The 15,765-nt window shown below is 74.5% G+C and carries 12 protein-coding genes; 6 read left to right on the top strand and 6 right to left on the bottom strand.

Features of this window, described 5'->3' with window-relative positions; genetic code table 11:
- Nucleotides 1–8: 8 nt before the first annotated feature.
- From ACFZBD_RS03835 to ACFZBD_RS03820, 4 genes are all read right to left on the bottom strand, one after another.
- Nucleotides 9–674: an RES domain-containing protein gene (locus tag ACFZBD_RS03835; protein WP_391134777.1), complete on the bottom strand. Its 666-nt coding sequence runs from the start codon at nucleotides 672–674 to the stop codon at nucleotides 9–11.
- A complete protein-coding gene (locus ACFZBD_RS03830) occupies nucleotides 674–1,492 on the bottom strand; it encodes a hypothetical protein (protein WP_391134774.1) in 819 nt (272 codons plus the stop codon). Before ACFZBD_RS03830 ends, ACFZBD_RS03835 begins: the two co-directional genes overlap by 1 nt.
- Entirely contained in the window at nucleotides 1,489–4,977 is a 3,489-nt protein-coding gene (locus ACFZBD_RS03825) for a CHAT domain-containing protein (protein WP_391134771.1), read from the bottom strand. Before ACFZBD_RS03825 ends, ACFZBD_RS03830 begins: the two co-directional genes overlap by 4 nt.
- A gap of 199 nt (nucleotides 4,978–5,176) precedes the next feature.
- Nucleotides 5,177–6,103, bottom strand: a complete 927-nt coding sequence (locus ACFZBD_RS03820; RefSeq protein ID WP_391134767.1) for a 2-dehydropantoate 2-reductase — start codon at nucleotides 6,101–6,103, stop codon at nucleotides 5,177–5,179.
- 159 nt (nucleotides 6,104–6,262) lie between these two features.
- On the opposite strand from ACFZBD_RS03820, the gene ACFZBD_RS03815 reads away from it, so the two are divergent.
- Both ACFZBD_RS03815 and ACFZBD_RS03810 read left to right on the top strand, forming a co-directional pair.
- Nucleotides 6,263–7,648, top strand: a complete 1,386-nt coding sequence (locus ACFZBD_RS03815) for an ROK family protein (protein ID WP_391134764.1) — start codon at nucleotides 6,263–6,265, stop codon at nucleotides 7,646–7,648.
- A gap of 342 nt (nucleotides 7,649–7,990) precedes the next feature.
- Entirely contained in the window at nucleotides 7,991–8,713 is a 723-nt protein-coding gene (locus ACFZBD_RS03810) for a CDP-alcohol phosphatidyltransferase family protein (RefSeq protein WP_391134761.1), read from the top strand.
- On the opposite strand, the gene ACFZBD_RS03805 is transcribed toward ACFZBD_RS03810, so the two are convergent.
- A complete protein-coding gene (locus tag ACFZBD_RS03805) occupies nucleotides 8,694–9,164 on the bottom strand; it encodes an adenylyltransferase/cytidyltransferase family protein (RefSeq protein ID WP_391134758.1) in 471 nt (156 codons plus the stop codon). The genes ACFZBD_RS03810 and ACFZBD_RS03805 overlap by 20 nt on opposite strands.
- 200 nt (nucleotides 9,165–9,364) lie before the next feature.
- On the opposite strand from ACFZBD_RS03805, the gene ACFZBD_RS03800 reads away from it, so the two are divergent.
- Genes ACFZBD_RS03800 through ACFZBD_RS03790 form a run of 3 tightly spaced genes read left to right on the top strand, consistent with a single transcriptional unit; the run spans nucleotide 9,365 to nucleotide 13,586 of the window.
- Complete coding sequence (locus ACFZBD_RS03800; protein WP_391135923.1) at nucleotides 9,365–10,570, top strand: glycosyltransferase; 1,206 nt, start codon at nucleotides 9,365–9,367, stop codon at nucleotides 10,568–10,570.
- Entirely contained in the window at nucleotides 10,567–12,348 is a 1,782-nt protein-coding gene (locus ACFZBD_RS03795; RefSeq protein WP_391134755.1) for a lipopolysaccharide biosynthesis protein, read from the top strand. Before ACFZBD_RS03800 ends, ACFZBD_RS03795 begins: the two co-directional genes overlap by 4 nt.
- Entirely contained in the window at nucleotides 12,345–13,586 is a 1,242-nt protein-coding gene (locus ACFZBD_RS03790) for a hypothetical protein (RefSeq protein WP_391134752.1), read from the top strand. The genes ACFZBD_RS03795 and ACFZBD_RS03790 overlap by 4 nt, the downstream gene beginning before the upstream one ends.
- On the opposite strand, the gene ACFZBD_RS03785 is transcribed toward ACFZBD_RS03790, so the two are convergent.
- Entirely contained in the window at nucleotides 13,559–15,064 is a 1,506-nt protein-coding gene (locus ACFZBD_RS03785; protein WP_391134749.1) for a hypothetical protein, read from the bottom strand. The genes ACFZBD_RS03790 and ACFZBD_RS03785 overlap by 28 nt on opposite strands.
- A gap of 163 nt (nucleotides 15,065–15,227) precedes the next feature.
- Here ACFZBD_RS03785 and ACFZBD_RS03780 point away from each other — a divergent pair, with 163 nt between their 5' ends.
- On the top strand, nucleotides 15,228–15,764 hold the full coding sequence (locus ACFZBD_RS03780) for a WcaF family extracellular polysaccharide biosynthesis acetyltransferase (RefSeq protein ID WP_391134746.1): 537 nt from the start codon (nucleotides 15,228–15,230) through the stop codon (nucleotides 15,762–15,764).
- The last annotated feature ends 1 nt before the right edge of the window (nucleotide 15,765 follow it).

Raw genomic sequence — 15,765 nt, 5'->3', positions numbered from 1 at the left:
CTACCGCCTCACTCCGGCCACGGGGGCACCACCACCGCGCGCAGCGGGGCGAGCAGCCGGTTGACCTCCGCGACACCGGCCGGCGAGCCGAGGTCCGTACACCCGCCGTCGTCCGCGGCGTTCAGCGCCTCGGCGCCGCAGCGGTCCTCGAAGAGGACGGAGGCGAGCCGGGGCCGCAGCCGCCTCGACTGCCACACCAGCCCCATGGCGCCCGGCTCCTGGGCCCGCATCTCGCTCGCCCAGCGCCGGGTCTTCGCATAGCGGTCCCCCTCCGCTTCGAGCAGCCACGAGTCCTGGCAGACCGCGGCCAGGTCCTCCTCCGTGATCAGCGAGATGAGCCGCAGGTCCACCCGCGTCCGCAGCCGCGTGAGGGCGCGGCCGCGCACGGCGGCGTACGGGACGAGCCGCAGCCCGGTCCCGGTGTCGAAGTCCAGGGACCGCAGCAGCGTCTCGGCGAGCGCGGTGGCGGGGTCGGCCGCCACGTAGAGGTACGAGTACGGGTCGAGGGAGGTGCCGTCGAAGCGGTTGCCGCCGAAGTGCGCGTCGACGGTGACCGGGTTGAACCGCTCGGCGGGACGCTTGACGCTGTGCACCCGCCACAGCTCCGTACCGGCCGGCAGGACGTGCTCGTGGGGCCGCATCGTGTACGCGGCGGGGGAGACGTTGCCCGGCATCAGTCGGCCTCCACCAGAGCGCGGGCGGCACCGGCGAGCACCTCGTCCGGCAGCTCACCGAGGAGGGAGGCGGGCGGGCCGCCGAGCCAGCTGTTGCGGCTGAGCCACCAGTCCGCCGCGCCCCAGGGGTCGATGTCCGCGAGGAGCAGCCGGTTGATGCGCAGGACGACGGGCAGCGGACCGCCGGTGCCGGCGGTCCCGCCCGCGAACTGGAAGGCCGGGTAGCGGGCGCCGTGCACCGGATCGGCCAGCCGGATCAGCTCGCCCGGCGGGGACGCGCCGTCCTGCCGGGCCCGGAGCTGCCGGGGCCCGAGCGCGGGCGCGTCGAGCAGCCGGCGCCGGACCCCCGCGATGATCTGCTCGGGGGTGAGCGGCGCCGGGGCCTCCGGGCCCTCACCAGTCCTCGCGGTTGCGGGCGCCTCGGGGACCTCACCAGCCCCCGGGACCTTCCCGGTTCCCGCCGCCCCTGGGGCCTCCCCAGCCCCCGCCGCCCCCGGGCCCCCCTGCGGCCCCAGAGCCCCCGCCCCCGCGAGCCGGGCCAGCAGGTCCCGGGCCAGGACGGCCGTCTCGGCGTCGGGAACGCCCCCGGCGAACCGCACGCCGTCCAGCGCCCGCCGCACCTCGTGCTCGTGCGGCAGCGCCACGAGAGCCAGCCGGACGCCCTGGAGCGCCCGGCGCTGGGCCCGGACGTCCTGCCCGGCCGACCCGGCCAGTTCCCGCAGCCGGGAGACCAGCACCTCCCGCTGGCCGGTGTCGAGGGCGGCGACGATGTTCGGCCAGTGCCGTCCGAGGAGTTCGAAGAGTTCGGTCGTGTTCATCGGCGCAGCGTCCTCCGGCCCATTCCGGGATGCCCTTGGTGGATGAAGGCCGCCCACACCGGAAGCCGGTCGAGGCCCGGGCGCTCCATCTCGCGCCGCAGCTCCTCGCCGAAGCTCGGCGGCGCCGTACGGTCCGGGTCGAGCATCCACATCTGCGCCCCCCGGAGCGCGTCCGCGGGGCTGAACCCCTCGACCGCCACGAAGTGGTGGAAGACCGCCATCATCACCGCCGACGCGCCGTCCTGGGTCGTCCACCGCGACCCCACCACGTCCCGCGCCCCGCTCGCCACGAACGCCGTCGTCAGGGTCAGTGCCTCGTCGTGGTCGCGGGTGCTCAGGTCCGTCTCGCAGGCGCTCAGGACGACCAACGGCCCGTCGGTGGCCGGCCGTTCCCCCGCCGTGTGGTCGAGGAGCCGGGTCACCGTCAGCATCCCGAGGTCCGGCTCGGCGCCCCGGCCGCCCCGCTCCGGAGGCAGGGTCTCGCTGTCGCCGGGGAAGGCGAGGTGCAGCGCCGACGCCGTGGGCCGTACGCCCGCGGAGCCGTGCGAGGCGACGTGCAGCAGCGACACCGGACGCGGGCCCCCGAGCAGCCCCAGCAGGTCGTCGGGCGTGCCGGCGGCGACCGGTTCGGCGGGCGGATCGTAGAACTCGCCGAGGAGCCGGGCCTCCGGATAGAAGGAGACGTGGAGCGCGGTGGCCTCGCGCTCGGCGTGGGTGAGGTCCATGCGCGGGTCCGCGACCAGCGCCGGGGCCGCGCCGGGCGCCCGCCGGTTCCGCTTCACCGTCCGCAGGAACTGCCCGCCCGACGCGGCGTAGCTGATGACCATCACCTGGCAGGCGTAATCCTGGGGCGCGGCCGCCGGGAGCCGGGCGGCGTGCCACGGTACGACGCCGAGGCGGCCGCACGGCACCAGGACGATCCGGGGCCCGCCGGGCCGGCCGCGGCGCCGGTCCTCGTTGGCCGCCAGACGCTGGGCTACTCCCTGCAGGACGTGCCCGAGGGCCGCCTCGAACGCCCAGTCGCACAGCGCCGACAGCGCCGTCTCCCACCCCTCCTCGGCCTCGCGCAGGGCCGCGCGCTCCGCCTCCGGATCGTCCGCGGCGAGGGAGGTGTCGGCCGCCTCGCGCAGCCGTCGCGAGCGGACGGACGCCGCTTCGAGATAGTCGTCCAGGGGGCGGCTTCCCGGCCCCGACATCAGCGGCAGCTGGAGCACGCCGGTCCCGATGTCGGGACCGATCAGCACCGCCATGCCGGGGTGCTCGCCCGTGCCGGCGAGGAGGTAGACCAGGGCGTCCGCGTCGGCGTCGGCGAGGCCCGCCTGGAGCTCCGCCACCGTCGGCGTGGTGAAGAGGCCCTGGCCCTGCTCGCGGTAGCCGAGCGCTTCGAGCGCCTGCCGGCGCAGGCTGCTCGGCAACTCCCCGGGAAGGACGTCGGCCGGGGTGCCGTCCGTCGTCCCGTCGGCCGCCCCCGCGCCGTTCGCCGTCCGCCGTCCCGCGCTCCAGCTCCGCCACGCGGCGGCGGTGTCGTGCCGCCCGCGGGCCTCCAGGAGTTCGGGGACGGCGGCCGCGGTGGAGGCCGCCTGGAGGACGAGGGCGCGGCCCAACTCCAGTGCCGCGACGGTCTCCTCGACCTTCGCGTTGCGCGCGGACCAGAGCGCGGCCTGGACTCCGCGGTCCGCGCCGGAACGCGCCGTCGTCAGTCCGTGCTCGGAGCCGAGCTGGAGGACGACGTCCGCCGCCAGGGCGTGCAGCCCCTCCATCGCGGTGCCGGTGGCCGCCGCCTGGTCCTCCAGGTTCCGGCGCGCCCAGCGGGTCTGGTACACCTCGGCCAGCTGCCACAGGGCGTCGGCGGCGAAGTAGTGCCGTTCGCCCCGCCGGACGGCGGAGCGGACGTGCTCCAGCTCCGCGATGGCGCCCTCCAGATCCGCCACGTCCTGGGTGAGGCGGTAGCGGGTGACGAAGGCCAGCGCGGCGATCCAGTGGTCGCCGGTCGGCGCGTCCGGTGGGGCGGCGAGGTCGCCCTGGAGCGGCTCCGGGTCGGAGGTGAGGGCGGCGCGCATGCTCCGTACGTCCGCGGCGAGGGTCGGGAACATCGCGCGCATCGACGCGGGGGTGTTCTCTCCCGACGCCAGCGCCTCCTCGTGACGGGTGAGGCCCCGCAACTGCTCGGCGACGTCCTGGGTGAGCCCGCCGCGCGTCTGGTGGGCCGTGCCCAGGACGATGAGGACCAGGGACCGGAACATGTGGTCCGGAGGCGTGGCGGCCTCCATCCGCGCCAGCTCCTCGACGACGGCGTCCACCGCGGCCAGGTCCCCGGCCTCGGCGGCCTCGTTCTGCCGGGTGAGCAGGGACAGGCACCGCAGGGGGAGCATGAGGCCTTCAGGATCGCCGGTGGCGACGAGCGACTCGCCGAGGTCCGGGACGTCGGAGCTGAGCCTCCGGGCGGTCTCCTCGTCCACGAGGGCACCGCCGACACCCCTGCCGACGCTCATCACCGCGCCGAGCGCGGACGCGAGGACCGGCCGGAGTTCATGGTCGGGCGGGAGCGAGTCGTACGCCCCGCGCAACCGTCGGAGGGTCTGGTCCAGGACCTCCGGGTCGCCCCGCCTGTACGCCTCGAACGCGGTGAGGAGTGCGGGCATCATGGCGCCGACGGCGCGGGTCGTCCCCTCGTCCTCGGGCGTCGGGGTGCCGCTTTCGGCGCCCGGCCTTCCGGCGTCCGCTGTCGTCGTGGTGTCGCCTTCCGCGCCCGCCCTTCCGTCGTCCGCGGCGGCCCGGGGAGCCGGGGTGGTGGCGCGCGGGGTCGTGTCCACGTCGGGTATCAGGTCGGCCAGGGCGGTGAGTTCCTCCCGGTACGGCGAGTCGGGCGGGAGGCTCGCGAGGACCCGTGCGATGCCTCCCGCCTCGTCCATCCGGTCCAGGGAGGTGAAGACGGCGGCGGCGTTCTCGAGCTGCTGCCGGGCTTCGGGGGGCAGGGACGAGGCCAGCCCCTGGACGTCCGCCAGCATCGCGCGTATCTCCTGCGCCGCGGCCACCACCTGCTCCGTGCCCAGCCGGTCGTGCATGGCGAAAGCGTCGGAGATCCGGGGCGCCTCCCCGAATGACCCACCCATCTCCGCGACAGGCAGGGCGAGTTGGGCGAGGAACATGGCGGCCCAGCGCCGGTCGGCCTCGTCCGCCCCCGCACCGTCCTCACGGGTGGCCTTGAGTATCCGCCGGGCCTCCTCCCGGTCCTCCGGCGCCCCGCCGGCCGCGAGGTAGCGCAGCGCCAGCGCGACCCCCAGGCGTACGGAGATCTTGGTCCGGAGGGAGTCGTCGTGGTAGAGGGCGGTTTCGAGCTGACGGAGTTCGGCCACGCAGTCGTCGTACTCCTCTCGCGGAGGCGGCTGTTGCCCCTCGCGGGGCAGCAGCTTCGCCGCCCGCTCGGTCGCCGCGGTCACCCACGCCTGGAGCCCCCGCAGCCCCCCGCTCTCCGCCTCGCCCATGCGTCCCCGCTCCCTGAGCTGCCGCTCGCTCCGTCGACGGCCATGATGACCGCGCGAGCAGATGGCGGACCGTCGAATCCCGACACTGACCGGAATTCGCCCAGGAGACGCCCAGCCGGGACGGACCTGTCAGGGGCCCCGACCCCGTCACCCGAGACCCGCCCCACCCGCGCCGGGCGCCGGCCAGGCCCGACAGGCGTCAGGAGCCCGCCAGGGCGCGCCGCTGGTGCACGCGCAGGTGGAGGGTGGCGAGGTCCAGCAGGGGCGTCGCGACCGACAGGGCACGCGCCCGCGCCACCAGATCGCCGAAGAGGTGCTCGACCTCGGTCGGTCGCCCGGCCACCAGATCGCGGTAGAGGGAGGGCACCATCGGGGAACCGGTCGCCGTCACGATGCCCAGCGTCGCCGCCGTCTCCCGCTCCGGTACGGGATATCCGGCCGCGGCCGCCACCGCCGCCGCCTCCGCGAGGACCGCCGGGCCCAACTCCGTACCGCCGGGTTCGGCGTTCACCTCGCCCACCGTTCCGCGCATCAGGCTGGTCACCGCACCGAACGTGGTGATGAAGACCCACTTGTGCCACATCGCCGCCGTCACGTCCTCGGAGACCAGGACGTCGACGCCCGACTCGGCGAGCACGGACCGGATCTTCTCCACGCGGGGCGAGAGCCCGCCGCCCTGCTCGCCGATCGTCAGCTGGGCCAGGGGCGCCAGGCGGACGATGTCCCCTTCGTCGTTCAGGGTGGTGACCACCTTGGCGACGCCTCCGAGGACCTGCCCGGCGCCGAAGCGCGCGTTGAGGGCGTCGATGTGCGCCAGGCCGTTGAGCATCGGCACCACGGCGGTGCCGGGGCCGACGGCGGGCGCCACGTCCTCGATCGCCTGCCGGAGCGCGGTGGACTTCACGGAGAGCAGGACGAGGTCGTACCGGCCGGTCAGCGCGTCGGCGGTGACGAGGCGGGGCTCCACCGACCACTCCTCGTCCCGGTCGACGACCCGCAGTCCGCGTGAGCGCAGGACCGTCGCCCGGTGCGGGCGGACGAGGAAGGTGACGTCCTGTCCGGCGCGGGCCGGCAGGGCCCCGAAGTAGCCTCCGGTGGCTCCGGCACCGACGACCAGGATCCTCATGTGCGGCTGCCTTTCGGGAAGGGGAGTCCACGGACGGGGCGCGCCGCCGGTCGGGCGGCAGGCCGTGCGGCGACAGTATCCGGGGATGGAGAAGAGGGGGAGCACGGGTGGCACCGGGCGCCTCGGGCCGTGCGCGACACCCCCTAGGCTCGGCGCACGATGAAGAAGACTCCGGTGACCGGGAACGCGCGCCCGGTGGGACCCAGGAACGCGCGCCAGACGGGGCCCAAGGCCGACAAGGCGAGCGTGCGCCGTCACAACCTCAGCCTCGTGCTCCGCACGGTCCACGAGGCGGGCGAGACCACCCGCGCCTCGGTCGCGGCGCGGGTGGGACTGACCAGGGCCGCCGTCTCCTCACTGGCCGAACAGCTCCTGGAGAACGGCTTCCTGGTCGAGTCGGGCAAGACGTTCAGCGGGCAGGCCGGACGGCCGGGGACGGTGTTGAAGGCCGCGGACACCGGCCCGGCCGGGCTGGGTGTCGAGATCAACGTGGACTACGTGTCCGTCTGCGTCGTCGATCTGGCGGGCGCCGACCGGATCCGGATCACCCAACCCCTCGACAATCGCGCGGCCGCCGCGGGCGACGTCCTGCGGCGCGCCGCCCGGCTCGCCGCCGCCGCGCTGGAGGCCGCGGCGGCACGACGGCTGCACCCCGTCGGCGTACGGCTCGCCCTGCCCGGGCTCGTCTCCGCCGGGACCGTCCACCAGGCGCCCAACCTCGGCTGGAACCGGGTGGAGGCCGACCGTCTCTTCGCCGAGGCGCTTGCCGCCTTGCGCCCCGGGCGGTGGGGCCACGGGCCGGAGCTGCCGGTCGCCTCGGACAACGAGGCGAACGTGGCGGCGCTGGCGGAGCTGTGGTTCGGCTCCCTGGGGCCGGTGCGCAGCTTCGTCCACCTCACGGGCGAGATCGGTGTCGGCGGCGCGATCGTCGTCGACGGAGAACCGCTCCGCGGTGCGCACGGCTTCGCCGGGGAGATCGGCCACCTGCCCGTGGACGCGAACGGCCCGCTCTGCCGCTGCGGCTCCCGGGGCTGCCTGGAGCAGTACGCCGGACAGTCGGCCCTGCTGCGGGCGGCGGGCCTCACGGTCCCGCCCACCCCCGAGACCGGCACCCCCGAGACCGGCACCCCCGAGATCCCTGCCCCTGGGGGTCCGGCCCCCGCACCGGCCCCCGCATCCGAGCTGTCCGGCGCCGCCTCCGGCGTCGACTCCGGCGTCGACGAGCTGGTCCGACGGGTCGAGGCCGGCGAGCCCCGCGCCGTGGCGGCCGTCGAGGCGGCCGGGCGGATGCTCGGTATCGCCCTGTCCGGCGCGGTGAACCTGCTCGACCCGGAGGCGGTCGTCCTCGGCGGCGTCTACCCCCGCCTCATGTCCCGTCTGGGCCCGGCCGTCGAGGACGAGCTGGCCCGCCGGGTGGTCTCCGGGCTCTGGACCCCCTCCGCCGGGCGCCTGCGCGCCGCGTCCGCCAGCGCCGACGCGGCCCGGGGCGCGGCCGCCGTCGTCGTCCGCGAGGTCCTGGCCGACCCGCTCTCGTACAGCGGCTGACGCCGTCGCGGCCCCGGCCCGCCGCCTGTCCACGGCGGGCGCCGGGGCGCGCGACCGCCGCGATCCGGCCACGCGGCCCGGGAACGCGTCACGGAGGCGCAGGGGCGTGCGGCGGCGGGCGACCGCCATCCGGCGCGCTCACGGGGCGCCCGCGCGCCCGTGTCCGCGGCCTCCGCGAGGGGAAGATCACCCGTGCGCGGCGGCGTGACGCCCGGCCGCCGGACAGGTACGGTCCACGCCATTCCCGGGGACGGCCCGTGCGGGGCGGTCCCTCGGTGCTGTCATGATGTGGACCAACACATACGAAAATGTGACCATACGCATGATGACCCGGGGGGGTTCGTGGGAACGATCGGTACCGCGCTGACCGAGTTGAGATCAGCCCAGAAGTCCGCGAAGGGGGTCTCCCTCTATTCGCGCTTCGTCAACCGGCCGGTCGGGCGGTACCTCGCGGCCGGGGCGTACGCCTGCCGCCTGACGCCCAATCAAGTCACGCTGATCAGCGCCGCCTTCAGCTTCGCGGCGGTGGCCGGCGCGGCCCTGGGGACGCCCACGTGGACCCTCGGCCTGCTGATCTGGCTCGGTCTCGCGGTCGGCTTCGCCTTCGACTCCGCCGACGGGCAGCTCGCCCGGCTGCGCGGCGGCGGCAGCGCGGCGGGGGAGTGGCTCGATCACGTCGTGGACAGCGCGAAGATCACCGCGCTGCATGTGGCCGTCCTCATCGCCTTCTACCGCCACCCCGGACATTTCGGGACGGCCGACGACCTCTGGCTGCTGGTACCCCTCGGTTTCCAGCTCGCCGCCGTCGTCACCTTCTTCGGCGGGCTCCTCACCGAGAAGCTCAAGCCCCGCCCGGCTCCCGGGACGCCGGCCCAGGCGCCCTCCACCGTCCGCTCGCTCGCGCTGCTCCCCGTCGACCACGGCGTCTTCTGCCTGGTCTTCGTCCTGATCGGTGCGGGCCCGGCCTTCCGCTGGGCCTACACCGCACTCGGCGCCGTGAGCGCGCTGTTCCTCGTCGCCTTCCTCGCGAAGTGGTTCCGCGAGCTCAGCGCTGTCCCTCGCTGACCCCCGCCGGGCCGGCCTCCTGCGCCAGCAGGTCGAGCGAGCGCCGGAGCTGCGTGCTGGAGGTGTGGACCGTGTACGGGAAGTAGACGATCTCCACCCCCACCCCCGCGAAGTCCCGCTCCAAGCGCTCGCCCTTGGGCGTACCCCGCCAGTCGTCGCCCTTGAACAGCACGTCGAACCGGACCTGCTTCCAGGTCTCCAGCTTGTCCGGCACGGTCTCCACGAACGCCGCGTCGACGTACTTCACGCTGCGCACGATCTCCAGCCGCTCCACCAGCGGGATCATCGGACGGCGGCCCTTGGCCAGCTCCGCCATCTCGTCCGACACCACACCCGCGACCAGATAGTCGCACTGACTCCGCGCGTGCCGAAGGATATTGAGATGTCCGATATGGAACAGATCGTACGCCCCCGGGGCGTATCCGACCCGGTGCGGCCTGCCTGTGGTCATGCGAGGAACCCCCCTGGTGCGTTCGCGCTCCCCAGCGCGAAGGAGTCTCAGACGATAGCGTGCACGTTCCGTTGAGACCGAGTGAACGACTAGGGTGGAGCCTAGGTCCGGGTACGGGGAAGAGGGGGACCGGCATGGGGGAAGCAGTGAGCGACACGTCGACCGGAAAGAGTGCGTCCGGCGAGCGGCGACGCCTGCTCATGGTGTCCACGAACTACGCCCCCGAGCACGCGGGCATAGGCCCGTACGCCACCCAGATAGCCGAGCACTGGGCCGCCCTCGGCCACGAGACCCACGTCCTGGCCGGCATGCCGCACTACCCCTCCTGGTCCCTCGACCCGGCCTACGCCGGCGCCTGGCGCCGCACGGAGGAGCGCGCCGGAGTCGTCGTCCACCGCAGACGCCACACCGTCCCGCCCCGCCAGACCGCGCTCAAGCGGGCCGCCTTCGAGGCCAGCGTCCTGGCCCACGGCCTGCTCGCCCCGCCCGCCATGGCCCGGCCCGACGCCGTCCTCTCGCAGATGCCCAGCCTCGCCGGCGGGATCATCGGCGCCCGCCTCGCCGCCCGCTGGCGCGTCCCGTACGTGCCCGTCGTCCAGGACCTCATGGGCGCCGCCGCCGCACAGAGCGGCATCCGCGGCGGCGACCGGGCCGCCACCCTCGCCGCCAAGGCCGAGCGCTACGCCCTGCGCGGCGCCGCCCTCGTCGGCGTCATCCACGAGACGTTCGTCGACAAGGTCGCCGACCTCGGCGTCGACCGCGGCCGCATCCGGCTCGTGCCGAACTGGTCGCACGTCGCCCGGCCCTCGGCGCCCCGCGAACAGACCCGCGCCCGGCTCGGCTGGCACGACGGCGAGACCGTCGTCCTGCACTCCGGGAACATGGGCCTCAAGCAGGGCCTCGACGTCCTCGTCGAAGCCGCCCGGCGCGACCCCAAGACCCGGATCGTCCTGCTCGGCGACGGCAACCAGCGTGCCCACCTGGAGGCCCTGGCCGCCGGCGTCGACAACCTCGACTTCCTGGAGCCCGTCGGCGACGACGAGTTCCCCGACGTGCTCGCCGCGGCCGACGTCCTCGCCGTCACCCAGCGCGCCTCGGTCCTCGACATGAGCGTCCCCTCCAAGCTGACCTCCTACTTCGCCGCCGGCCGGCCCGTCGTCGCCTCCGTCGCCGCAGAGGGCGGAACCGCCCTCGAAGTACTGCGCTCCGGCGCCGGAGTCCTCGTACCGCCGGAGGACCCCGACGCCCTGCTCGCCGAAGTCCGTAGACTCGGCGACGATCCGGCGGCCGCCGACGCACTCGGCGCGCAGGGGCCCCGCCATGTCGAGGCCCACCTGACCCGGAAGGCCGGACTGGCCCGGATCGACGCACTGATCGAAGAGGCTCTGGGGGGTCCGACCACGTGACACACACGCACGTCTCCGCGGTGGAGGACGACGAACCGGAACTGCTGCGGGACCAGTTCCGCCAGCTCCTGCGCTACCGCTCGATCATCGCGGGCGGCATCGGCATCGGCCTCCTCGGCGGAGTCTGGTTCGGCCTGTCCAACGCCGACACCTACGTCGCCACCAGCCAGGTCGTCCTTCGCGCCCCCGTGAACGACCCCTTCAACCCGAGCATCTCGCAGGACAAGACGCTCAACATGGGGTCCGAACGGCAGACCGCGCTCAGCAGCAGCGTCGCCGAACAGGCCGCCAAGCGGCTCGGCTGGACCGGCACCATCGGCAGCCTCCAGAAGGACCTGCAGGTCACCAACCCGCCGCAGAGCCAGGTCCTCCAGTTCACCTACACCGCGGACACCCCGCACGCCGCCGCCGACCGCGCCAACGCCGTCACCCAGGCCTATCTGAAACTGCGCGAGAAGCAGTGGACCGACGTACGGGCCACCATGCTCGCCGGCCAGCAGAAGCAGCTCGACGAGGTCGCCAAGAAGCACGACCAGAAGACCAAGGAACTCGACCGGATGGCCGACGGGTCGGCCCGCGACGCCGAGTACGGCGTCAAGACCAACCTGCTCAACCGGATCAACGAACTCGACGCCCGGATCAGCCAGCTCAAGTCCCTCGACATGTCGCCCGGCACCGTGATCCGCGTCGCCAACGCCCCCGGCTACTCCGACGGCCCCGGGCTCCCCATGAGCCTCGGCCTCGGCGCCCTCGTCGGCGTCGCCCTCGGCCTGCTCGCCGCCTGGGTCCGGCTGGTCTTCGACCCCTCGCCCCGCTCCGCCGGCGACGTCGCCCGCGCCGTGCGCGCCCCCGTCCTCGGCACCCTCCCGCGCGGCGCCACCGACGTCCTGCTCGCCGACGACCACACCGACGCCCGGGTCGCCGAGGAGTACCGCTCCGTCGCCTTCCGGCTCGCCTACGACCAGCGGTTCGCCGACCGCCGCCGGCTCCTCGTCGTCGCCCCGCGCGGTTCCAACGACGCGGCCGTCGCCGTCGCCTCCCACCTCGCCGCCTCCTTCGCCGAGACCGGCAAGGACGTCCTCCTCATCGAGGCCGACCTGCGCACCCCGACGCTGGCCGGACGCCTGCGCGCCCACGCCGCGACCGCACCCCGCTGGAGTCACCCGGCGGAGCCCGCGGGCACCGAGGAGAGCGGCTGGCCCTCCCGCCGCCAGCTCTCCGTCGACGCGGGGGAGTCCGGCTCCTTCGGCCTCGTCCCCGGCGAACGGGTCCGCAACGTCGCCCGAGCCCTGACCGCCCCGCGCGTCACCCGGCTCATCTCCGAGGCCGACTCGCCCAACTCCACCGTCGTCGTCCTCGCCCCGCCCGTCCTCAACTACGCCGACGCGCTCGCGCTCGTCGACCGGGTCGACGGCGTCCTCATCGTCTGCGACCCGCGCAGCGTGCACCGCGCCGACCTCCAGCGCATCCGCGAACTCATCGCCGGCGCCGGAGGCACCGTCCTGGGCGCCGTCGTCCACACCCCCGGCGGCGGGCGCGCCGCCAAGCAGCCCGCCGGACGCCGCGGCGGCGGCCGTGGCCGCCCGCCGGCCCCCCGCCCGGCCGAACCGGAGGAGTACGACGGCGACCCGGAGCCGGAGCACGATTCCGAGCCCGAGCCCGAGCAGGTCGTCCCCGGTGACGGCTCCGACACCGTCACCCTGCGCTCCCTCCGGCCGAGCGACCTGCGCGGCGCGGGCTCCTCGCGGGGCGGCGCCGGCCGCACCGGCGATCGGTGAGACGAGCCGTCACCGTCGCCGCCTCGGTCCTCGACCAGGCGGCGGCCAGCCTCACCAACATCGCCGTCCTGGTGATCGCGGCGAGGGTGTCCACCGCGGACGGCTTCGCCGCCTTCTCCATGGTCTACATCACCTTCACCGTCCTCATGGGCCTCAACATGGCCTTCGTCGGACAGAGCGTGGTCCTGGAGAAGGGCGAGGACGCGTCCGTCGGCGGAGCCGCCCGCGCCTCCGTCACCTTCACGGCCCTCGCCTCCACCGCGGGCGGGCTCCTGCTGGCCCTCGGCGGCGCCCTCACCGGCGGCGCCACCGGCCAGGCGTTCCTCGCCCTCGGCCTGGTGCTGCCCGTCGTCCTCGTCCAGGACGGCCTGCGGTACGCCTTCTCCGCGCTCCGCCGACCCCACCGGGCCCTCGCCGCCGACACGCTGCGCCTCGCCTGCGTCCTCCCCGCCCTGCTCCTCCAGCCGCACGGCGCCTCACCGGCCCGACTGGTCCTGGTCTGGGGCCTGTCGGCGCTGCCCGCCGTGCTCCTCGGACTCGTCCTGCTCCGCCCCCTCGTGCGCGGCCGCCCCGGCGACCCCCGCCGCTATGTGCGCAAGGGCCACCTCGGCCGTCGCTTCGTCGTCGAGTTCGCCGTCGGCAACGCCTCCAGTCAGCTGGCCGTCCTCGGACTCGGACTCTTCGCCACCCCGCTCGCCGTCGGCGCGCTGCGCGGCGCCTCCACCCTCTTCGGCCCGCTCAACGTCCTGTTCACCTCGGTCAACGCCTTCGGACCGCCGCTCCTCGGCCGGGCCGGCTCACGCCGTGCCACCGTCCGCGCCGCCGCCGGACTCGGCGGGATCCTCGCCCTCCTCGCGGCGGGCTGGGCGACCGCGCTGTACGCGCTGCCCGACCGCCTCGGCCGGCAGCTCCTCGGCGACACCTGGGACTCTGCCGCGGCCCTGCTGCCCGCGACCGGAAGCCAGTACGCCGTGATGGCGGCCGGCACCTGCGCGCTGGTCACCCTCCGCGTCCTCAGCCCCCGCGCCACCCTCTCCGTGCAGGTCGTCTTTTCGCTGCTCGCGGTCGCCCTGATGCTCGGCGGGTACGTCCTCGGCGGCGCGGCCGGTGCCGCCTGGGGCCTGGCCGCGGGCTCCGCCCTCAAGGCCGTCGCCGCCTGGTCCCGCGTCAGCCGTACCCACCCCGAACCCCGGACGGACCAGACGGAGGATCAGCGCAGCACGGCGCCCTTGTCCTGACGCCAGGTGGTCACCAGCGCGATGCAGACCAGGGCGATCGCCACCCGACCCGACGCCTGGAGCAGCGGCCCGCGCAGCAGGATGAAGGAATAGCCCGCCACCAGGGGCACCACCAGCGAGATCAGACTGCCCGGCGGCGCCCTGCGCGTACCCCGGCGGGCGAACCGCCCGTCCACGCGCGCGGCGGCGTAGCCCAGGCCCAGCATCCCGGCGCTCATGCCGACGGCTCCGTAGTCGATCCACAGCTCCGCCCAGATCGGCGAGGACAGGTTGGTGTTGACCGTCCCCATCCACTGGCCGACCATCACGCCGGTGTCCCGCGGCTTGCCCGCCCACACCGACCGGGGCACCGCGAACAGCACGGACCCGGCCAGCTGACGGCCGTAGCGGTGCCGGCTGCCGGAGTTCACCAGCGTGATGGTGTTGGCGAACATGCCGACCTGGTCGTAGTCCTTCAGCGCCAGCGGCTCCAGCACCGACGTCGTCTCGACCGGCCGGTAGTTCTTCTCGTCGTAGCGGAACCGGTCGGAGAACGGGAAGACGATCAGCGCCATCACCACGCCCAGACTGAGCGCCGAGCGGTACATCGCCGCGCTCCGCGGGAAGACGGTGAACAGCAGCGAGAACATCACCGTCAGGAACCAGTACCGCGGGTTGGAGATGGGGTTGTTCACCACGCCGTTGAGCATCACCAGCGACAGGAAGACCGCGATCACCATCGGCCGCCGCCTGGCCCGCCGCGAGGTGACCAGCCACCGGCAGTACACCAGCAGCGCGAAGAGGGCGGGGACCGTGCCGAAGCCGCGCAGGAACGCCTGCCCGGCCTGCGAGTCGGCCTGGGAGACGCCCGCCTCCTCGATGCCCGCGATGATCTCCTGACGGCTGGAGAAGAAGACCGCGGGACCGCCCAGCTTGACCACGAACAGCCCGCTGCACGCGAAGGCGAGCACCACCAGGAAGTACAGCCGGCGCCGGTGCACCAGCGCCGGGCGCTCCTCGGCCCGCTTCGACCCGCCGGGACGGCCCCGGGCCAGCAGCGACCCCAGGTCGAAGGCGGCGCAGCCGACCAGGACCAGAGCGACCGCCATCGTCAGGTCCGAACGCGGACCGACCACCGGCGTCGGCACCCGGCCGAGGACCGCCTGCGCCAGGGGCGCCACCCCCATCGCCATGTAGACGAAGAGCCAGAACGACCCCTGGAGCAGCTTGCGCCGGTTGGTCAGGATCATCGCCGACAGCCGGGCGCCGGCGTACATGGTCAGCGCGATCTGGAGGTAGTAGGCGGCGTCCCGGGCTCCCGCGCCGGGCTGAATCGCCACGGCGAGCGGCAGGAACACCGAGAAGCCGAGCACGAGCGGGATCGACAACGCGCGCGAGAGCAGCGTCCGCGGGGAGACCGCCGGGGCCAACAGCAGCGGGGCGGGCGCGGGCGGAGCCGGACGCGCCTGTGTGCCCGTATCGCGTACATCGGTCGTCATCCCGCCCCCTGGCTTTTCTGCGGTCCCGCGCCGGGAAGTCGCCGCCCCCGCCCCCGGAACCTCACCGCGGCAGTCTACCGACGCCGCCCGGCCACCTCGCGTCAACCGTTAGTCTGACCTCGTCGGCACCAGGGGAGGCGCCGACGGGGGGTGAACCGAAATCATGAGAAACCTTCCGGCCTTCACGCTGGCCGGCTACGACAAGGGCCGCGGCCTGCTGACGCAGGCCCTGTGGTTCGCGGTGATGAACACGGTCTTCATGGCCTGGTTCTGCCCGGCCGGGCTCCGGGTCGCGCTGCTGCGCGCCTTCGGCGCGACCATCGGCGACGGCGTGCTGATACGGCACCGGGTCAGGGTCCTGTGGCCCTGGAAGCTGACCGTCGGCGACCACACCTGGATCGGCGAGGGCGCCTGGCTCCTCAACCTGGAGCCCATCACGCTCGGCGCCCACGTCTGCGTCTCCCAGGAGGCGCTGCTGTGCACCGGCAGCCACGACCACCGGGCCGCCGACTTCCGCTACCGCAACGCCCCCATCACCGTCGAGGACGGCGCCTGGGTCGCGGCCCGTGCCACCGTCCTCGCGGGCGTCACCGTCGGCGGGCACGCCGTCGTCGCCGCCGGCACCACCCTCCACAAGGACCTGCCGGAGCTCACCCTGCACACGGCCGAGGGCCGCCGACCCCTCCCGATGCCGGTATGAG

It is taken from the genome of Streptomyces sp. NPDC008121 (genome assembly GCF_042957155.1).
Lineage (GTDB): Bacteria > Actinomycetota > Actinomycetes > Streptomycetales > Streptomycetaceae > Streptomyces.
This window is presented reverse-complemented; position numbering and strand designations above follow the sequence as displayed.